At 42.1% G+C, this 19,440-nt stretch carries 23 protein-coding genes, 4 pseudogenes and 1 riboswitch; of the genes and pseudogenes, 14 read left to right on the top strand and 13 right to left on the bottom strand.

What is annotated here, in order from left to right:
* The first annotated feature begins 507 nt into the window (after window positions 1–507).
* On the top strand, window positions 508–975 hold the full coding sequence (locus tag AACS90_RS13725; protein WP_099120615.1) for a hypothetical protein: 468 nt from the start codon (window positions 508–510) through the stop codon (window positions 973–975).
* A 27-nt stretch (window positions 976–1,002) separates the two neighbouring features.
* On the opposite strand, the gene AACS90_RS13720 is transcribed toward AACS90_RS13725, so the two are convergent.
* The 3 genes from AACS90_RS13720 to AACS90_RS13710 are packed head-to-tail and all read right to left on the bottom strand — an operon-like array spanning window position 1,003 to window position 1,802.
* Complete coding sequence (locus AACS90_RS13720) at window positions 1,003–1,173, bottom strand: hypothetical protein (RefSeq protein ID WP_193757133.1); 171 nt, start codon at window positions 1,171–1,173, stop codon at window positions 1,003–1,005.
* 2 nt (window positions 1,174–1,175) lie between these two features.
* Window positions 1,176–1,649: a DnaT-like ssDNA-binding protein gene (locus AACS90_RS13715; RefSeq protein WP_099120614.1), complete on the bottom strand. Its 474-nt coding sequence runs from the start codon at window positions 1,647–1,649 to the stop codon at window positions 1,176–1,178.
* Between the two features lie 39 nt (window positions 1,650–1,688).
* Window positions 1,689–1,802 (bottom strand): hypothetical protein, encoded by a 114-nt coding sequence (locus AACS90_RS13710; RefSeq protein WP_241538181.1) that lies wholly within the window; start codon window positions 1,800–1,802, stop codon window positions 1,689–1,691.
* Window positions 1,803–1,856: 54 nt separating this feature from the next.
* On the opposite strand from AACS90_RS13710, the pseudogene AACS90_RS13705 reads away from it, so the two are divergent.
* A pseudogene (locus AACS90_RS13705) lies at window positions 1,857–1,967 on the top strand (IS110 family transposase); the annotation flags it as partial.
* A 1,297-nt stretch (window positions 1,968–3,264) separates the two neighbouring features.
* On the opposite strand, the gene rz1 reads toward AACS90_RS13705, so the two are convergent.
* From rz1 to AACS90_RS13675, 6 genes and pseudogenes are all read right to left on the bottom strand, one after another.
* Entirely contained in the window at window positions 3,265–3,381 is a 117-nt protein-coding gene (rz1, locus tag AACS90_RS23340) for a lysis system o-spanin lipoprotein Rz1 (protein ID WP_371635152.1), read from the bottom strand.
* Window positions 3,344–3,676 (bottom strand): annotated as a pseudogene (locus tag AACS90_RS13695) (lysis protein); the annotation flags it as partial. The pseudogene AACS90_RS13695 and the gene rz1, both read right to left, overlap by 38 nt.
* Complete coding sequence (locus AACS90_RS13690) at window positions 3,673–4,107, bottom strand: lysozyme (protein WP_099120613.1); 435 nt, start codon at window positions 4,105–4,107, stop codon at window positions 3,673–3,675. The pseudogene AACS90_RS13695 and the gene AACS90_RS13690, both read right to left, overlap by 4 nt.
* Window positions 4,104–4,412: pseudogene (locus AACS90_RS13685) on the bottom strand (phage holin, lambda family); the annotation flags it as partial. The gene AACS90_RS13690 and the pseudogene AACS90_RS13685, both read right to left, overlap by 4 nt.
* A 348-nt stretch (window positions 4,413–4,760) precedes the next feature.
* Window positions 4,761–5,783 (bottom strand): IS110 family transposase, encoded by a 1,023-nt coding sequence (locus tag AACS90_RS13680; RefSeq protein ID WP_099120611.1) that lies wholly within the window; start codon window positions 5,781–5,783, stop codon window positions 4,761–4,763.
* Between the two features lie 253 nt (window positions 5,784–6,036).
* Entirely contained in the window at window positions 6,037–6,333 is a 297-nt protein-coding gene (locus tag AACS90_RS13675) for a hypothetical protein (protein ID WP_099120610.1), read from the bottom strand.
* A gap of 22 nt (window positions 6,334–6,355) precedes the next feature.
* Here AACS90_RS13675 and AACS90_RS13670 point away from each other — a divergent pair, with 22 nt between their 5' ends.
* The gene (locus AACS90_RS13670) at window positions 6,356–6,919 is read left to right on the top strand and encodes a hypothetical protein (protein WP_099120609.1); all 564 of its coding nucleotides are present in this window, start codon (window positions 6,356–6,358) and stop codon (window positions 6,917–6,919) included.
* Between the two features lie 100 nt (window positions 6,920–7,019).
* On the opposite strand, the gene AACS90_RS13665 is transcribed toward AACS90_RS13670, so the two are convergent.
* Complete coding sequence (locus AACS90_RS13665; RefSeq protein WP_099120608.1) at window positions 7,020–7,514, bottom strand: DUF7823 domain-containing protein; 495 nt, start codon at window positions 7,512–7,514, stop codon at window positions 7,020–7,022.
* Between the two features lie 721 nt (window positions 7,515–8,235).
* Window positions 8,236–8,367 (bottom strand): annotated as a pseudogene (locus AACS90_RS13660) (antitermination protein); the annotation flags it as partial.
* Between the two features lie 110 nt (window positions 8,368–8,477).
* Between AACS90_RS13660 and AACS90_RS13655 the strand changes: the two are divergent.
* Genes AACS90_RS13655 through AACS90_RS13645 form a run of 3 tightly spaced genes read left to right on the top strand, consistent with a single transcriptional unit; the run spans window position 8,478 to window position 9,302 of the window.
* Entirely contained in the window at window positions 8,478–8,702 is a 225-nt protein-coding gene (locus AACS90_RS13655; RefSeq protein WP_153043640.1) for a hypothetical protein, read from the top strand.
* On the top strand, window positions 8,702–8,992 hold the full coding sequence (locus AACS90_RS13650; protein ID WP_099120605.1) for a hypothetical protein: 291 nt from the start codon (window positions 8,702–8,704) through the stop codon (window positions 8,990–8,992). Before AACS90_RS13655 ends, AACS90_RS13650 begins: the two co-directional genes overlap by 1 nt.
* Complete coding sequence (locus AACS90_RS13645; protein WP_099120604.1) at window positions 8,982–9,302, top strand: hypothetical protein; 321 nt, start codon at window positions 8,982–8,984, stop codon at window positions 9,300–9,302. Before AACS90_RS13650 ends, AACS90_RS13645 begins: the two co-directional genes overlap by 11 nt.
* Window positions 9,303–9,437: 135 nt before the next feature.
* On the opposite strand, the gene AACS90_RS13640 is transcribed toward AACS90_RS13645, so the two are convergent.
* Both AACS90_RS13640 and AACS90_RS13635 read right to left on the bottom strand, forming a co-directional pair.
* Window positions 9,438–10,688, bottom strand: a complete 1,251-nt coding sequence (locus tag AACS90_RS13640; protein WP_099120603.1) for a tyrosine-type recombinase/integrase — start codon at window positions 10,686–10,688, stop codon at window positions 9,438–9,440.
* A 204-nt stretch (window positions 10,689–10,892) separates the two neighbouring features.
* Window positions 10,893–11,072: a YoaH family protein gene (locus tag AACS90_RS13635; protein WP_099120602.1), complete on the bottom strand. Its 180-nt coding sequence runs from the start codon at window positions 11,070–11,072 to the stop codon at window positions 10,893–10,895.
* A 165-nt stretch (window positions 11,073–11,237) separates the two neighbouring features.
* On the opposite strand from AACS90_RS13635, the gene pabB reads away from it, so the two are divergent.
* The 8 genes from pabB to mntP all read left to right on the top strand — a co-directional run bounded on the left by pabB (window position 11,238) and on the right by mntP (window position 19,417).
* Window positions 11,238–12,608, top strand: a complete 1,371-nt coding sequence (gene pabB, locus AACS90_RS13630; RefSeq protein WP_099120601.1) for an aminodeoxychorismate synthase component 1 — start codon at window positions 11,238–11,240, stop codon at window positions 12,606–12,608.
* Window positions 12,605–13,168: a CoA pyrophosphatase gene (locus AACS90_RS13625; RefSeq protein ID WP_099120600.1), complete on the top strand. Its 564-nt coding sequence runs from the start codon at window positions 12,605–12,607 to the stop codon at window positions 13,166–13,168. Before pabB ends, AACS90_RS13625 begins: the two co-directional genes overlap by 4 nt.
* 176 nt (window positions 13,169–13,344) lie before the next feature.
* The gene (locus AACS90_RS13620) at window positions 13,345–14,709 is read left to right on the top strand and encodes an L-serine ammonia-lyase (RefSeq protein WP_099120599.1); all 1,365 of its coding nucleotides are present in this window, start codon (window positions 13,345–13,347) and stop codon (window positions 14,707–14,709) included.
* A 537-nt stretch (window positions 14,710–15,246) separates the two neighbouring features.
* The gene (gene manX / locus AACS90_RS13615; RefSeq protein ID WP_099120598.1) at window positions 15,247–16,212 is read left to right on the top strand and encodes a PTS mannose transporter subunit IIAB; all 966 of its coding nucleotides are present in this window, start codon (window positions 15,247–15,249) and stop codon (window positions 16,210–16,212) included.
* A 78-nt stretch (window positions 16,213–16,290) separates the two neighbouring features.
* On the top strand, window positions 16,291–17,088 hold the full coding sequence (locus tag AACS90_RS13610) for a PTS mannose/fructose/sorbose transporter subunit IIC (RefSeq protein ID WP_099120597.1): 798 nt from the start codon (window positions 16,291–16,293) through the stop codon (window positions 17,086–17,088).
* A gap of 13 nt (window positions 17,089–17,101) precedes the next feature.
* Entirely contained in the window at window positions 17,102–17,959 is an 858-nt protein-coding gene (locus AACS90_RS13605) for a PTS mannose transporter subunit IID (protein WP_193757132.1), read from the top strand.
* Window positions 17,960–18,050: 91 nt separating this feature from the next.
* On the top strand, window positions 18,051–18,509 hold the full coding sequence (locus tag AACS90_RS13600) for a DUF986 family protein (RefSeq protein WP_099120595.1): 459 nt from the start codon (window positions 18,051–18,053) through the stop codon (window positions 18,507–18,509).
* A gap of 140 nt (window positions 18,510–18,649) precedes the next feature.
* Window positions 18,650–18,825, top strand: a riboswitch (yybP-ykoY riboswitch).
* A 7-nt stretch (window positions 18,826–18,832) separates the two neighbouring features.
* Window positions 18,833–19,417, top strand: a complete 585-nt coding sequence (mntP, locus tag AACS90_RS13595) for a manganese efflux pump MntP (protein ID WP_153043639.1) — start codon at window positions 18,833–18,835, stop codon at window positions 19,415–19,417.
* The last annotated feature ends 23 nt before the right edge of the window (window positions 19,418–19,440 follow it).

The raw sequence follows: 19,440 nt of genomic DNA, 5'->3' as shown, positions 1-19,440 counted from the left end.
CTAAATTCATATTCAACATATTTGTTTTCTCCTTTTAATAGGACGCCAAAAGCCAGTAGTGGAATACTGGCTTTTTTATTTGGTTTAATTGTGAAAAAACATGCAAAACGACCGATGCAAAATAATTGCATCGGTTAATTGTGGTATTTTAGATTTTGGGATAAGTAAAGATTAGCGTTTCCGCTTAAGTTATATAATTATTAATCCGTGTTATAATTTAAATATGAAAAATATAATGAGCGCATTACGCTAGGATGGCTTGTGCTTTTTCAGCACTGCGATATTAAAGAACGAAGACTCCCCACACGGGCGGGGCATTAATTGTAATTAGCCAGTCTTTCTTAGAAGATTACTTGCTCAAAGAAAACCTAGAGAATTCCGGCATAGTATGTACTTTGTCAGCACACCCAAATTGTTCAAAGAGCGATATTCAATCGATATAAGCTAGCACACGCGAAGATAATATTCCACCAGCAAAAAAGCAATTAAGCGACGGAGTGAACACCGATGAAATATTTAAAAAGTTTTGCAGCATTAGCATTATCAGTACCTATGATGGCATTTTCTGCATCTCCTATTATTTGTAAAAACGAATCCACAGGTAACACCAGTACATCTATCTGGCCTTCACTTTATTTATCAGATCCGAATACTCTTTGTTTTGATGTTAAAGGGTGGCCAGAATTTTCTGGTACCAATTGCGTTAAAAATGGAAAAAGCGCGAAATGGACTGGACTTGTTATTGTCTGGGAAGACGGGGAATCACAAGGTCGGGATTCTACCGATTTCCGTGTAATAAATCCTGTGGTCACAAATGAAAACATACAATATCGCATAGAGTGGTCTCGTGGGGGCGAGTGGCGCACTATGCAGAACGTAGCCATCAACCGGCTTACTGGTGGTGCCGTGAGCTACTTTGTCACTGAGCATGGTGGAGAAAACTACCAATGTAAGGTTGTAAAAAAAGCAATTTAAGTCAATTGGGTATGAAATTTACTTATCTTAAGCAATTAATGTAAACCACCCTAGATAGTAATCACAATAAGCCCCGTTACGCTCCCGGCCTTCATCATCCACCCAGCGTCTCCCCTTACGCTTAACTACAAACTCAGCACCGTATTGCTTGAGTAGCCGCTCAGAAGTTTTCTGCATTCTGGAATAAAACTTTGCCACGCTTACCCCCGAAATACTTGAAATGTCATACCGCTATCAGATAGAAAATCACGCAATAGAGAATTAAACCAAGCCATATTCGGTGTGCCGGAGTTAGTACCCTCTCGGTAGGTTACTGATACAGCCCCACTGACAGCCTCAGACAGGACTTCGCCACCAACCGTGGTAAGATCATATTCAAGCGAGTCAATCGCCAAACGGCATTGTGCCTGTATTAATTGCACCGGGATTCCATAACTCGGCAATAACTCGCCATCGGCATAAATACCTTTTCTCGGAAAGGCCAATGGCTGCCCCAATATTGATTTCTGCCCTTTCCATTGTCGTGTGGATAGATAGTCCATCGCCTGAAACAAAAGGGCTGGCAGGTTGCTATCATCCGATAAATGGTAACCACGCTGAACAGCAAACCGCTTTAAATCCTCGGCACTGGCGTAGCTATTAAACGTTGGCGAGTTTTTATCTGAATCAATCATGCTCACCTCAAAATAAAGGGGCAATTAAGCCCCTTACGATTACTTATTGTCGACCGTAGTCGTTGCTGTGGTATCTTTACCAAACGTCACCATAACACCGGCAGTATCCTTAATGCTGGTTACAATTTGCTTCCAGTTGGATTTAGCCCCCAGCTGATCATTTGTCGGTGATTTGATGCTATCTTTCGCCCATTGATAACCGAAGCAGGCAAGCCAAATAAAGTCGCCATCGTTGCTTGTATGCGTAAATTACTGGTCATTCTCAATGCAATGATAAAAACAAATAAACCATGGGATGAATCGTTCCATACAGTTTAAAGTGAAAGACAGTTGCTCATTAATGTGAATTATCATCATTGTTTTTGCCTCATTCAGAATAAATAACTGGTCTGATTTATATAACCCGTACTTTTTTAGTCGGGACGATATAAAGTTCTGCATAAGTCACGCGTCACCCCCCTAAATATGGGCAAAGTCCGATAATCGGACTTTGGTCATTTAACTACATAGCTATCACTACTCTGTGAATCATGATGGCAATGTAAGCCGTCTCTCCGGCTGTCACATCACTTTGCCTGCCTACAGCGGATGTTGCTGATAATGACCTGTTATTCTCAGGGGCATGGGTTATTTTTGATTCTGTCAGTACGCTCGACATGTCATAGCTAATACCGACAGACGGCGATAACCCGGCGCAAAGGGATATCGGTATCGATACACCTGAAGAGGTGCGCACAAAACAGAAGAGTTAAAACAAGGGATTAAGTCGCTTTGCCCAGCCCCTTGATCTCAATCAACATATTGAAATACAACGAGTTTATGGCTTTTGTCCAGCACATACATTAACCATAGAGATATCTCTACAGTCGAAAATAAAAATGCCACCAGTCCGTATGCGTTGGGTACGCGATGAGAACGAAGTGGCAGCATGAGTTATCTGTATTCCTTTAACCGCTCAGGGAATGGGTAAAGAAATATTGACTTTAATTTCATGCGTTAATCAATTGTTAAGAATTATTCGCTTGTTGTTACGGTGTGATGGGTTTATTAGATTTACCAGTTTTTGTGATGATAACGTTGTAAACGATGCGGAGAATAACTATGAAAAAGTATCTTCTTCTTTGCCTAGTTGCAGGCACTGCGCTTTTAGCACCCATGCAGACCTACGCTTCGATTTGCGAGTATATGAATGGTAGTGATTGGGCTAGCTGTATGACTTCATGCATAGCACTTTACCATGATTACGGTACTTGCCTATCTTTATAATAACTTCCGATAGGACGGTAGTGCTTACACCGTCCTCTCACCCACACTGCGTCCTAACATACTCCTACAACCCCAGAATCATTTGTTCTGGGGTGATATACTCTCCGCTCTCTGATTCCATAACTTGATTACTTCCGTCTCAGCTTCGCCGAAATCATCAAACCATCCAATCTCAGGCCCACGGGCATCACAGCTATAGCAATCAACTCATCCTATATAATTCTTATCATCAAAATCAAAACGATGGTCAGGGGCTAAATTATCACTGCCACAAAACGAGCACGACTTAAGTTGATTGCTCATTAGTCTTTTCCCCTGCATTCAGCCTTAACATAATCCTGCAAATATCTCAGTTTTGCCCGGTCGTTGATGATGCCTTCTCGGATATCGAGAACAGCTTGTCCAGTTTATCTACTGAGTTCGACGGTGGTTGCATTGACCACGCTGCCGGAGGAAGTGATTTCAGACACAGGACAGGTGGCTGGGATGCGCAGCTTGCGACGACCAGCGGCAACATCAGCCCGAAGAGTGTTGATTTCAGTCTTAGCATTGGCGAGTTCCTGAGTATGTTTGCTGTCTAACTCATGCAGCATATCAATGTGCGTGTTTTGGTAGTTGATTCGATCGGTCAGTTGCTGGATTTCAGTTAGCTGGTCGCTATTGATACCGAGCTGTTTCCTATACCCAGAGCGATAGAGGTAAGCCGCACCGGAGGCAATAATCAGCGCAATAACCACGCCATAGGTAAAATTGAGTCTCATGACAAAAACATCTGGCGCTCAGATGCCCTACGCTTAGTCAGACCGTTCATCACCTTACCCGCTGCCTTATTCCATCTCTGGAATTCATCGGCTGCACCTTGATAGTCACCGGCATTGAGCTTCTTCAGTAAGGTAGAACGGACAAAGTTACCCGCACCACAATTGAAGATGAACGAGCACAGGGCATCAAACTGTCCCTGACTCAGTGATACCTTTACGGCTGATTCAAGGGTAATGTAAATAGGCTTAAGATCATCATGCAGGAATGCGTCGGCCTGCTGCTCGGTGATCACTTGTCCCGGCTTGACGTCTTTTGTGTGACCGTAGCCAATCGTCCACGGAATACCACCCGTAGCCGGATCGGGATAGGCTTTCAGTTTCAGGCCTTCATATTGTTTGATGAAGCTCAATCCGTTTTCGCTGATTTTCATCTGTGCACCCCGAACTTGTTTTTGAAGAAAGTAAAGACCGCATCAAGAATTGACCCAATCTTCTTAGTGCCCAAAAAGCCAATCAGGACACCGAAGAACTGAGCGAGACTCAGTGGGAGTTGTGCATATTCCAGCGCGTTAATAATCCCCACACTGATTGCCGCACAGATAAAGGCTTCGACTAATGAGGCTTTCCAGCCTGAGCCATCCCTTTTCTCCCGGGCAAATGCTGTCGAGGCAGCCAGCAACATACCACCCAGAAAAGGGGCATTGATAATTAACCAGTCCCAGACATGCGCCCAGAACTCCGTGTTTTTTCAGTTATACGCATATTTCCACCCCATCAGAACAATGGGCGTCCGTGGGGTGAGTCTATGGTCGCTATATGAACGCATCCCGTTTGCAAGACAAAAATCATGTTGACATCGACGGTAGGTTGCAGCTCTATATCCGGCCTTATTGCAGACAATACTGCGGGCCTCGATGTAATCCGCTGACTGGCTCCTCATTCCTCCGACGAGCTTCACGCTCTGGCGACCATACAGGTTTAGCAAATCAAGGTTTTACCTGTCTTTGTCATCATGATTATTGCCTCAGCAATCTTTCTGCATTCAGCTTTGTCATTACATATTGAGATTAATCAGTGTCCGGTTTTAATTAAGAGGTCTGACACTGACGTAATCTTTTTGGTAATCCCGCTGATGGGCGACCAGAGCCCAAACAGTACGAGCCAGTTTATTGGCCATTCCCACTATAGCCACGCAGGTCGGCCGTCGTTTTTTGAGTTCAGTCACCCATGGTAAGGGCGTTTTTGTGGTTAAGGTGGCGACCCTTGCTCCATGGATAAACAGCGTTCTCAGATAGGTATCTCCCCGTTTACTAATCCCCAGTAATTTGACCCGGCCTCCCGTCCCCGTCTGTTTCGGCACCCATCCCAGATAGGCCGAAAACTCTCTGCCCGACCGGAACGCTCTGGGATCGCCCATCGTGGCAATGGCGGCGGTCGCAATCAGCACACCAACACCGGGTATTTTCATAATCCGCTGGCAATCAGCATTCTGTTTTGCCCACGCTATGAGTTGTTTTTCCACCTGTTCAATTTGTTCATCGATTTCGTTCAAGCGGTAGTATTGTTCTTCAAGAAGACTGAGCAGGAAAGGGGCCAGTTTTTCCCTTAGCCGCTCCAGTACTTCCGGCATCGCTTTATCCAATGAAGCTCTGCCCTTATGCACAGTTTCACCGAACTCCAGTAGCAAACCATGCAGCGCATTGATTTGCGCGGTTCTGAATTTCACTAATTGGTAACGCATCCTATGTAACGACAAAATAGCCTGTTGTTCTTCGTTTTTGACGGCAACCGATTTACCGGGTTGCTGAACTGCCTGCCATATGGCTCGGGCATCCTGAACATCATTCTTATTTCCCATCCGGAATGCCCTGACGAACCGCGCCTGAAGCAAACGCACTTCATGCCCCAGTTTTCTCAATTCCCGTGCCCAGTAGTGAGCACCGCCACATGCTTCCATGCCAATCAGACTAGACTCGCGGTTACTAAAGAACGTTAAAAAATCCTGCCGCCGCAGCTGCCTATCAATAACTTCACCTGTGTATTCATCGACAAAATGAATTTGCATCAAATGTTTTGCAATATCGACGCCAAAAGGAGTAAATTTCATGAGTGGTTCCTCCAGTCATCAGGGAGCAACAGGCTCCCGCTTTTAGGCACTATAAGGCCGGAAATCTGTGAGGAACCACGCCTCATCTCTCAATTCCAGCACTGTGTCACAGGCTCAGTGGTTGGGATGCGTTCATTACATTCCTGTGAGTTGTAGTGAATAGGATACCAGCCGCAATAGGAGATACTGAGGTTATGAAAGTGATTGCGGTGGCAAATTTGGAATACCCTACGTTAAATAAAGGGTATTAATTTTAGTCATCACTAGCATACCAATCACTTTCCGCTATCTGGCATTCGAGGGAAAAAATTTCATCTTGGTAATTTGCAATGACCTGTTTTATTACGTTTTTTTGTTCAAGTGTTAATGAATCCCAGATTGCAATGATGGGTTCATTTTGGTGAGAGTGCTCTAGCTCAATAAAAAGTTCTTGGATAATAGATGTCTTGGGGATCTGTGTTGCCGCTCTTTCGGATGAATTAACCCCTATAGATAAACGAGTGATACCGTTATCATCAGTAATGACAATTTTTTCTTTAGATAAACGCATACCACCCTCACAAGGACACATAATGAATTATCAAATATTTTCAACTCTATTTCAGGATACACATACGCCCAATGCTTGGATTAATCTAGCTGAAAATACATCACCTATGGTTACTGTCTTAACGACGCATTTATTATGTGAAGGCTTCTTAGAAGCTTATATTTGTTCAAAAGTAAACATTCCTGATTTGTTTTCTGATACTCCAGAAGCTGGAAAAGTGAAGTTTAAAATGCAATTTAGTAGTAAGCTAAAATTCGCTCAGCGTTTAGGGCTTCCATTGGATGCCTATAAGGCTATTGATATTTTGAATAATATTCGCAATGAATTTGCTCATCGTTTACTTCAAGCTGAAATTAGTAACGAAAAAATTAATCAAATAGCTGCCAATGTGAATAAAATTCATTGTTATGAAAATCAGCATGCGCTTGAAGAAGAGAAATTTGAATACACTAGCGAGGATGGGCAGACCACTCACATATACGCTTTTAATGATCCACAAACACCTAATGCAATGAAACTCATTATTGCCTATGGTTCATTAATTACTCGCTTAATCCAATTAGTTAAAGATAAATACAAAAAATAATATGATTGGTGCCCGTGATTACTGGGTGCCATATTAATCCTTATACGTTCCCTAAAAACAAAAAGGCCGCATTAAGCAGCCTTGAATTCAAAGTGTAGATTTATTCCCAGTTAATATACAGGCGTTTGGTTACACCTGTCTGCTTCAATACAGCTCCCAACTCATATGCCCCAGGGCTGGTATATAAGCCGCTAACACTGTTTTTTGGCGGACTCCCTGGATCGTTAGGATCTTCAGTATTATTACCAAGATTATAAGTTACTCCATCAACTGTTACATAAAGAGTTTTATTATAAAATAGATTATATACCTGCTGAAAATGCCCATCATAAGAAAATGTAAGCCATGTAATTGCAGATGTATTACTCACTTTAGATGAAAACTCTGACCAGTCGAACTCTGTAGTTTTCACAATATCAATAGGGGTATTATTTTCTATTACAATTAAAGATCCAAAAGATGATACTCCATTATTACCATTTGAATATGTGTCATCTTGATAACCCCACCAATGTGCCCATGTATCAGTATCTGGATCCCACCGGGCCATTCCTAAAGTAATATCAATAGTCAGCATATTTTTTATTTCAGACATAAACACCTCACTTTATTATTCGTTAAAGGTCATTTCATCCTACTGCTAACTAGCCAGTTAATATTACTGAGGTCAGGTTCCTATCTCAATTGAATAGCCTGTAACAGAATCAATACGCCTTAAAATAAGGTGGCGCATTATAAAGTTTGCCTGTTAGTCGAGTGCGTGATTCAGTGAGGTGTATATTTGAAGTTTGGTGCTGACAGTGCCCCCTAAATTATTAATGAAGCTTATTTTGACTGTCATAAATTCACAACATTATAATCACACTGTATGTAATGATACACAAGCATTCCTAACATTTAGAATGTCAGATTATTAACTCAAAAAGGTTACAAAATTGAATATTAAAATAAGGCTGTTAATTATATTTATCTTAGGGGTAGGGTTCAATATTTACGGTATAACTCATTTTACATCCGAAAAAGAAATCACCCGAATTCCAAGAATTCTTTACCCACTGTATGAAAATTTCGGTAGTGCTGGGTTAGGCTCAGCCCTGATTATTGGCGGGTTATTCATAATGTTTTATGCCATCTTCACATACAGGAAAATGAAGTAATTTAACTAAAATTCAAAATTGAGCACCTCAAATATTGGGGTGCTTTTGTGCCTTATAAGCAAAAACCCCGCACTGAGCGAGGTCTGAAATTAATAAGCTGTGTGACATTGCTATCACTCTTATCACAATAGCAGCATTTTTACGTACATAAAGCTATTTTTAGAAGTTACTGCATAATTGATGGGTGCTAATATTCTGCGGTACTAACTGGACGCATTTATCCATTTCCAGTGCGACATCCAGCATCATTAACATACCTTCAATAACACCTTCGGCCTTTTGAAGCTTCTTTAGCCCACTCACAAACAGACTTTACGGTAATCCTATTTTTGTAGTTCAACCACTTTACGAAAACGCCTTCGAGCTTGCAGAGCAAATCATAAAAAAAGTGGAGGCAAGCCGTGACTGAGGAACACCGCCAGATGGTGGACATCCACGACGAACTAGTCAGAACGGTAGTCCGCATTGACGACGGCAGGGATTGGGGGCAGCGCATTATCCATACCATGAGACGTAACTTTTACATTCATGAGGGCATCTGCCCTCCTCTTCCACCAGCACCCAAAGTGTCGGTAGTGAAGATAACACCAGCGAATAAAAAGCATAACAAACGGGGTAAAAAATAATGATAAGCATCGATAATGCACAGAATGACATTGGCTTACCCGGACAAATCGACGACGGGCGTGAGTGGGCAGATTGGTTATTGAAGAAGGCGGAAGAGTCAAACGCGAGCAGTAAAAATGAAATGACGATGGGAATAGATGAGCTACTTGAGAACGAAAAGGCGTTGCATATCGTAGCTAAATCTCTTGGATACTCAAAGGCGCAATTTATTGAAGAATTACAGCAAGCGCAATCGGAGGAGCTTCAATATATTAAATTCGAAAGTGAAGAGGCGAGCAATGTTCAATAACTCATTCCACCTGACTCAGATTATTGCCTCAGTCTGGGGTGATCCGTCTGATATCACTGATGTAGTCTGGCATTCTGGATACCGCAAGCCGGAACGGGAAGCAAAAGAAATAGCCCAGCTCACTATCGACATTATGGAGGGGGTACCCGATGGGGTGCCCTACTCCGCAAGACCGAAGAATTTGAACGATATCCTCATGGCGGAACTGAACAACATTATTTTCGATGCAACGTGGAGTGATAAGGCAACACCGGCGAGTGTGGCGAGGGTGATATTGGAGAGCGGGTATCAGAAAGGAGAGGAAAAATGAATCAGTCACCTTACATTAAAACTCAGGAACTGGCAGAACGATATGGAGTGAAACCACACACTATAAGATTATGGTGCGGTAATGGGAAGCAACGTCGAGAAGGCTTCCCAAAACCCAAGTTTAAATCCAATCAGCTTAATTTTCTGCGGCAGGATATTCTTGATTGGGAGGACGGGAAACAATTTTAGTCAGTTTATCCCACCAGCGTTCATAGGCTTCTCTCTGCTCATTTAGGTAGGTGTGCTTATCGTACACCTGCCAAATTCCCGGCAATTTATGACCCAGCATGATTTCAGCGACATGGGGTGACGTTAATTCAGATATCTCAGTACGCATGGTTCTACGTAAGTCATGAATTGAAAAAGATTTAAAATTAGGAAACTGAAGAGATATTTTTTTGTTTAGGGTGGTGACTAGGCTTACGTGCCCTCCAACGGGTAAAAATGGATTGCCATTTTCCACAACAAATAAATATTCGCTCCTGCCGTTTAATCTCTTGGCTTGCTCAATTAACTCTTTAGCCGCCGGAATGATAGGTCTAATGATGTTTTTTTTAGATTTCCTTCCTGTCTTGTGGTTTTTAGGGGGAATAATCCAAATATCTTTTTCATAATCAAAGTCGTTCACTTTGGCTTTTAGTAGTTCACCGATGCGACAACCAAATAAAAGGCATAATTTTATTATTAGTGCATTTCGTGGGTTATACCCGGGAGTGTTAATCACCTGAAAGAGAATAGCCAGCTCTTCTTCGTTTAAGATCCGCTCTCTTATCTCACTATCAACATCTATATTTTTTCCAACTAAATCACTTCGTTCCACATCAGATAACAGGGAGAAATTGGTTATCCCCCGTCGAATCGCCCATTTATGCGCAACTTTGGCATATGTTAATACTCGGGCACCTGTTGTTGGTGCTTGCTTGATAGTCTCTTCAATTAAAGAAAGCCAGACGTGAAGTGTTACCTCGTCATGGGGGAAATCCCCAATTTTTGGAAAAACGTAAATTTCAAAAGAGCGCAAAATCTCATTTGCTTTTACCTTCGAGCCTTGCATGGTTGCCACCCACCATTCCCTAATGAGCGTTTCCACAGTGACTGCGTTTAAGGCGTATTCTTTGCGAACACGCTTGACTATTTTTGGATTGCGATTCTGTTCCAATTCCCCGCGATAGAAAATCACGGAGTCACGGGCATCTTTTAAACCCGTTGCCGGATATGTGCCAATATCAATCCTGTCACCCTTACCATTCCAGCGATATCTAAATTGGAATATGATCTTCCCTTTTGGTGTGACGCGAGCAGACAGGCCGTCTCTATCTGATTTAGTGATGATTTTTTCTTGAGGCTTACCATTAGTAGAACGGAGCCATGAATCAGTAATAGCCATATCACTTTCCTCGAAAGATAACACAGCTTTTAATGTAGTTTATGTACACGTCTATGTACATTTTTTTCATGACTTCACAAGAATGCACATGCTTACTACTGACTATTAGCAAGAAGGAAATGGTTTTAATTTCATTGTAATCAATTAATTAAATCTACATTCATGACTAAGCCTGATTATAGATAACAAGGAATGACAAGCAAGTCACATTCCATCTTCAAATAAAACATGGATCTGCTCTTTATCCTGATGTTTTTCCCTCAGTTCCTGAGCCACAATCGCGATTGCTTCTCCACTGCTCATCCCTTCAGAAATAAGTTGATGGATCCTTTCCACAGCAATCTGTTGTTCTTCATGGGACAATGCCGGCATACCTGAAAACATGGCGTTTACCTCTAATATATAGTAATAATTGATGATGATTATGATTATATACGCAATCAATTTTAAGTTGCAGTATGACAGCAAGTGAACCGGTGTACCATTCTATGATAATCTCCGCCAATTAATCAGTTATTTTTGAATTGCCCTGCCAATACGGGTTCCACCATGAAGATTGCATTACAAAAACGTCAGTTACCTTATTTCCCTGATCTTGCAGCCAGCTATTTTGCTCCTCTTTCCGCATCTCCCTGGGCAATGTTGTTACATTCAGGAGCCGCTCAGCATTCACATAATCGATTTGATATTATTGTTGCTGAACCAATCATCACTCTTGTGACACAAGGAAACGCTACCGAAATCAAAAGTTATGATGTTGTCTCTCATTCTCAAGAAGATCCTTTTCTTTTACTAAAAAAGCATCTTAATGACTGCAATATTACCCCTCAGTTTGATCCTGACCTGCCCTTTCAGGGAGGAGCATTGGGGATATGGGGATATGATCTCGGGCGATGGACTGAAAAGCTACCAGCGACAACCATTAATGAATTGAATTTCCCGGATATGGCCATTGGGATCTACGATTGGTGTCTTATCATTGACCACCACCAGCAAAAAGCAACTTTATTAAGCTATCACGATATTGATACTCGCCTGGCATGGCTGGAAGCACACACCCAGCACCGCGAAACAAATTTTGCCCTCACCAGCGCATGGCAATCCAATATGAGTGAGCAGCAATATCATGAAAAAATTGCGCATATTCATCGTTATTTGCGTAATGGCGATTGCTATCAGGTTAATCTGGCACAGCGTTTTCACGCCGATTATCAGGGCGATGAGTGGCAGGCTTTCAGGCAACTCAACGAATCTAATCGCGCTCCTTTTTCAGCTTTCATTCGTTTGCCTGAAAATTGCGTCATCAGTGTTTCACCCGAACGGTTTTTATTACTGGAAGATAATAAAATTCAGACCCGGCCGATCAAAGGCACATTGCCACGTGAACAAGACCCGGAAAAAGATCGATTACAAGCTGAAAAATTAGCCAAATCCCGAAAAGACCGCGCGGAAAATCTGATGATCGTTGATCTCCTCAGAAATGATATCGGGCGTGTAGCGGAAGCGGGATCAGTTAAAGTCCCCGAATTATTCGTTGTTGAACCTTTTCCGGCAGTCCATCACCTTGTCAGCACCATTACTGCAACATTGCCGGACGAATATCACGCAACAGATTTACTGCGAGCCTGTTTTCCCGGAGGTTCCATCACGGGTGCTCCAAAAATTCGGGCCATGGAAATCATTGAAGAATTAGAACCACATCGCAGACATGGATATTGTGGAGCTATTGGCTATATTAGTTTCTGCGGTACAATGGACAGCAATATTACTATACGCACCCTATTGACAGAAAAAGGAAAAGTGTACTGCTGGGCTGGTGGGGGAATTGTTGCTGACAGCACTGCGGAAAAAGAGTATCAGGAAACATTCGATAAACTTGGACATATCTTACCGAAATTAAGGGAACTCCATACATCATGACATCTCTTTCTGATTTTATTCATCGGTTTCAACTGCAAATTCCCGTACAACCGGATTATCCGGTCAACAATCAGCGGAATGCCGCTGTATTACTGCCGATTATTTGTAAGCCCGAGCCTACACTGTTACTTACCCAACGGGCCAGGCATCTACGTTCACATGCAGGGCAGGTTGCTTTCCCCGGTGGCGCGGCTGATCCGGCAGATCATTCACTGGCTGCCACCGCGCTACGTGAAGCCGAAGAAGAAGTCAATATTCCATATCATCAGGTACAGGTTCTGGGGCAGTTAGCCCCTATGGAAAGCAGCAGCGGGTATCATGTCACTCCTGTCGTCGGGTTAGTTTCGCCGCCCTTCTCTTTTCAGGCCAATCCAACAGAAGTAGACAATTTTTTTGAAATCCCGCTTTTTGATGCGCTCTCTCTTCCCAACTATCAGTATTTGGATGTTAAGAAGCATAACCGCCAACATCGGATCTACTTTTATTGGTATCGTGGGCAAATGATCTGGGGATTAACTGCCTCAATTATTTATCGGCTGGCTCAACAAGTCCAAAACTAGAGCTAAAAATAACCACTAACAAACATTATTTGCACATTTATTGTCCGAAATCATACCAATAACTATTATAATTAAAAAAAAACTGTAAACTCCTTTATCAACACCACTAAATCACAGTAAAGTAACGCGCTTTATTATAAATATACTATATCTCTTTCTTCTTTAAGGAGTCTGGCGTGATTAGCGTTTTCGACATGTTTAAGGTGGGTATCGGCCCATCCAGCTCTCATACTGTTGGTCCTATGAAAGCAGGAAAACAATTTGTCGATGATCTTGTAAACCAGGGGCTTATGTCCTCTATCACGCGTGTAGCCGTTGATGTATACGGCTCACTTTCATTAACCGGGAAAGGTCATCATACGGATATCGCCATTATCATGGGGTTGGCCGGTAATATGCCTGCAACTGTTGATATTGATTCAATCCCTGGTTTTATTCGTGATGTTGAGCAAACTCAACGTTTGCCGCTGGCAAATGGTTTACATATAGTCGATTTTCCTCGTGACGGAGGCATGAATTTCCGGAGCGATAACCTTTCATTACATGAAAATGGCATGCAAATCCATGCATTTGCAGGTGACGAAAATGTTTACAGCAAAACCTACTACTCTATCGGTGGTGGCTTTATTGTTGATGAAGAACATTTCGGTAAGCCATCTCAGGATACAAAGCCTGTTTCTTATCCATTCAGCTCTGCTGCTGAATTACTGATGAATTGCAGCAAAACAGGCCTGTCCCTTTCCGGCCTGATGATGAAAAACGAGCTGGATTTACATAGCAAAGAAGAAATTGCTGAATACTTTGCAGATGTATGGGATACCATGCAAGCCTGTATTGAACGAGGCCTGAATACAGAAGGCGTTTTACCCGGCCCTCTGCGTGTACCGCGCCGTGCCGCGGCTTTGCATCGTATGCTGACATCATCAAACAAACTTTCAAACGACCCGATGAACGTTGTTGATTTAATCAACATGTTTGCTTTGGCTGTCAATGAAGAAAATGCCGCTGGCGGCCGCGTTGTTACAGCACCAACCAATGGCGCATGTGGGATCGTTCCAGCAGTACTGGCTTACTACAATCACTGCATCGAACCGGTTACCCCTGAGCTGTATACGCGCTACTTCTTAGCCTCAGGTGCAATCGGTATTCTGTATAAGATGAATGCTTCTATTTCCGGTGCAGAAGTTGGCTGTCAGGGAGAAGTTGGGGTTGCCTGTTCAATGGCGGCGGCAGGTCTGGCAGAATTGCTCGGCGCAAGCCCTGAGCAGGTGTGCATTGCCGCTGAAATCGGCATGGAACACAACCTTGGTTTGACTTGTGACCCAGTTGCCGGACAAGTACAGGTTCCATGTATCGAACGTAATGCAATCGCGTCGGTTAAAGCGATCAATGCAGCTCGTATGGCATTGCGCCGTACCAGTGAACCACGCGTTTCACTCGATAAAGTTATTGAAACGATGTACGAAACTGGCAAAGACATGAATGCCAAATACCGTGAAACATCACGTGGTGGTCTGGCCATAAAAGTACAGTGTGACTAATCAAATCTGTAAGTTATCAATATGGCATAAGTTAAATAGCGACATTCTTTAAGTTCAGATTTGGCTTATCCGGAAAAATCCCTGCTAATATAGTAGGGATTTTTTTTGGCTGAAACGGATCAAAGAAGTATATTTTTTCCTCTTTTCTATTTAAAACATCTCTTTCTTTTTATCTAAAGATTAACAAAATGTTACCGGAAACAGACATTAAGACCAAAAAATAAAAAATAAAAGAATTAATTAATTTTTATTTGCCATAATTAAAATTAAAATATTATTTTTGCCTATCAAAATAGTTCGACTTAAATTTTCTGACTGATAGCAATTTTCTTGAATGATTCCAATGATAATCTAATGACATATTTTCTTATGTAACAAAATAGAGTCCATAAGAAATGAAATACTTGGGATGGAACCTCGATAAAACATAATATTTGTAACTATTATGTTTATTAACTGGTAGTAAAACAGGTTGGAAGTATTGAGCATGAGCTTGCAATAAATCCGAGTTCGATTGTTACAGAAAGGGGAAAACAAGTGAGTATAGCCATTATGATTGGCACACACGGGGCTGCGGCAGAGCAACTGCTACGCACCACGGAAATGTTGATTGGGGAACAAGAAAACGTTTCCTATATTGACTTCGTGCCCGGTGAAAATGCCGATACATTATTCGAGAAATACAATAAGAGACTGGAGTCGCTTGATACAACGCAAGGGGTCTTGTTTTTTGTTGATACCTGGGGTGGCAGCCCGTTTAATGCGGCAAACCGGATTGCTGTAGACAAAGAAAACTACGAAATCATTACGGGTGTAAACGTACCAATGCTGGTTGAAGCCTTCATGTGCCGTGATGATGACCCATCCATGGAAGAATTGGTTGCGGTTGCATTAGAAACAGGGAGAGAAGGCATTCGTGCTCTTAAAACAGAGCCAGAAGAAGAAGCCAGTAAACCTGAACCTGCCAAGCCAGCCACTCCAGTTGCATCTCAGGTTAGCACTCCAGCTGCAGGCGGTCATATGAAAATCGCTCTTGCACGCATTGATGACCGTCTTATTCACGGTCAGGTTGCAACCCGCTGGACAAAAGAAACTAATGTAAAACGTATCATTGTAGTCAGTGACGAAGTTGCTCAGGATACCGTACGTTCCACTTTATTAAAACAGGTCGCACCTCCCGGCGTCAGTGCGCATGTGGTCGACGTTGAGAAGTGCGTCCGTGTTTATAACAATCCCAAATACGCCGATGAGCGCGTTATGCTTTTATTCACCAACCCTACTGATGTACTGCGTATTGTAGAAGGCGGAGTTTCACTGGAGTCTGTCAATATTGGTGGTATGGCGTTCCGTCAGGGTAAAACCCAAATCAATAACGCCATTTCTGTTGATGCAAGTGATATCACTGCTTTTGAAAAACTGAGTTCACGCGGTATAGAGCTTGAAGCACGTAAAGTTGCCAGCGATGCGCGTTTAAATATGATGGATTTACTCAAAAAAGCTTAAAAAATAAAGATATTTTTTACTCACCATTACTCAACAACAAAATTCTTACCAAATTATATTTGGTTACAGGAGAAAACAATGGAAATTACCGTTGTTCAACTTTTCTTGATATTCATCGTTGCCTGTATTGCAGGTATGGGTTCTATTCTTGATGAATTTCAATTTCATCGCCCATTAATTGCCTGTACATTAATCGGCCTGATTCTTGGTGATGTCACAAAAGGTATCATCATTGGCGGGACGCTGGAAATGATCGCTCTTGGCTGGATGAATATCGGTGCAGCGATTGCCCCTGATGCTGCTTTAGCATCAATTATTTCGACTATTCTGGTTATCGCTGGCGGACAACAGGTTGGTGCAGGTATTGCGCTGGCAATTCCACTGGCGGCAGCGGGTCAGGTTCTCACTATTATCGTCCGTACTTTGACTGTCGGCTTCCAACACGCGGCAGATAAAGCCGCTGAAAACGGTAATCTCCGGGCTATTACAGCTCTTCATATCTCTGCACTGGTGTTGCAGGCAATGCGTATTGCCTTACCTGCGCTGGTTGTCGCCCTGTCTGTCGGCACATCTGAAGTTCAGAATATGCTGGATTCAATTCCGGAAGTCGTTACTACGGGCCTCAATATCGCAGGTGGCATGATTGTTGTTGTCGGTTATGCGATGGTGATTAACATGATGCGTGCTGGTTACCTGATGCCATTCTTCTATCTGGGTTTTGTGGTCGCAGTATATGTACATAATCTTGTTATCCTTGGTGTCATTGGTGCAGTTATGGCGATTCTGTATATTCAGCTCAGCCCTAAATACAATCGATCACAGGCAGCAGCCCCTGCCGGTAACACCCCGAATAACCTTGATAATGAATTAGATTAAGAGGATGAACAACATGTCAGATACAACAAACATGGGTCAGAAAAAACTGACACAAAGTGATATTAATGCTGTCTTCCTGCGTTCTAACTTATTTCAGGGTTCATGGAACTTTGAGCGCATGCAGGCGCTGGGTTTCTGTTTCTCAATGGTGCCAGCCATCCGCCGCCTTTATCCTGAAAATACCGAGGAACGTAAACTGGCCATCAAGCGTCATTTAGAGTTCTTCAATACGCATCCCTATGTCGCAGCACCTATTCTGGGTGTCACACTGGCAATGGAAGAACAGAAAGCAAACGGAGCTGATATTGATGCCGCTGCAATCAACGGGATTAAAGTCGGTCTGATGGGACCGCTGGCCGGCGTAGGAGATCCTATTTTCTGGGGAACTGTGCGCCCTGTTTTTGCTGCGCTTGGTGCCGGACTTGCCTTAGGTGGTAGTTGGATCGGGCCATTTATATTTTTCTTACTATTCAATCTAGTGCGTTTACTAACCCGTTATTACGGCGTTGCATATGGTTATAAGAAAGGAATAGATATCGTCAAAGATATGGGAGGCGGTTTCCTGCAAAAAATGACAGAAGGCGCGTCAATTCTGGGGCTATTTGTCATGGGAGCGCTGGTTAATAGTTGGACGAAAATCGACATTACACTGGTTGTCTCTAAGGTACCTGATCCTACAACCGGTGAGATGAAAATAAACACTGTTCAAACTATTCTTGATCAGTTGCTACCCGGGATTGCACCTCTATTGCTAACTTTTGGATGTATGTGGCTATTACGGAAAAAAGTAAACCCTTTATGGATTATTATCAGCTTCTTTGTGATTGGTATTATTGGTTATTATTTCGGTCTTCTTGGTGTAGCCAAATAGTTTTGTTGAAAAATTGATTAACTGAAAATAGGGAGAGGAAACATTTCCTCTCCCCCACTTACAAAACAGATCAGGAAACTCAGGAGTAAACATGAGCCTGAATGACATCATATTGATAGCCTCAATTTTATTGGCGTTCGCTTTTGCTATTTATGATGAGTTTTTTATCCACTACTTCAAAGGCAAGACGCTGTTAACTATAAAATTAAAAAGAAAACACCGAATCGACGCCTTAATATTTATTATTTTAGTTAGCATTGTGATTTATAATAATGTAGCTGGTCAAGGCAGCCCGCTAACAACTTATTTATTATCGTTTATTATTTTAATCTCAATATACTTTGGTTATATACGCTCACCTAAACTCATCTTTAAAAAAGAAGGGTTTTATTATTTCAACCGCCTTTTTTATTATGAAAAAATTAAAGCTATAAATTTATCCGAAGATGGTATTCTAATGATAGACTTTGAAGTAAATAAAATATACATAGCCGTAACAAAATTAGATGATTTAGAAAAAATCTATAAATTTTTACTGAGTAATAAATAATATTTTCCTTTCTATTAAATAAGGCTGTAATATCACATCAGCCTTATTCTTCCTCATAACATAGATAATGATAATTATTATCATTAAATAAATTAACATAGCACGAAATATTTTGCCTTTCACTCTGAGTATGTTATCGTCCAGTACAGTCATTGGGGAGTAGCCTGTTCCAGAATATTACTGGAAAATTCGTATCAACATACTCGTTTTAATAAAACGTGGTGCGAATGCCGAATCGGTTGGCAAGACCATAGACATATAAAATCACCATTGGTTGGGGGTGGTTTATATGTATATGGAACTACCCAACCGAGGCTGTTTTAATGAATCTCTATGCAACACTCATTCTTGCACTAGCCCTCTCTATGGATGCTTTTGCTGCTGCCGTAAGTAAAGGAGCAGCCCTTCATCGTCCTCATTTACGTGAAGCAATTCGAACAGGGCTTATCTTTGGCCTTATTGAAGCCTGTACGCCTTTAATCGGTTGGTCTCTGGGAATTTATGCCAGTCAGTACATTATGGAGTGGGACCATTGGGTGGCATTCACACTATTATTTGTCCTTGGCTGCCGGATGATCAGAGAAAGTTTCAAACATGATCCTGACGTCACCACCAAGCCAACAGCACCACACCGTCATAGCTCAGTAACCTTAATATTTACCGCTATTGCAACCAGTCTGGATGCGATGGCAATTGGTATTGGCCTCGCTTTTTTACAAGTTGATATATTACCCACAGCGATGACTATAGGAATAATGACGATGATCATGGCGACTTTGGGAATGTTAATTGGGCGTTATATTGGGCCACTATTAGGCAAACGGGCAGAGCTTATTGGTGGATTAGTATTAATTGCAATTGGCTTCAATATATTATTCGAACATCTTAAATTATTTATATATGCCTGATATTTATTCATAAATGAGTTCCC

The organism is Xenorhabdus sp. KK7.4 (assembly GCF_963876465.1).
Lineage (GTDB): Bacteria > Pseudomonadota > Gammaproteobacteria > Enterobacterales > Enterobacteriaceae > Xenorhabdus > Xenorhabdus stockiae.
The sequence above is the reverse complement of the archived record's forward strand: the minus strand, read 5'-3'. Positions and strand labels throughout refer to the sequence as shown.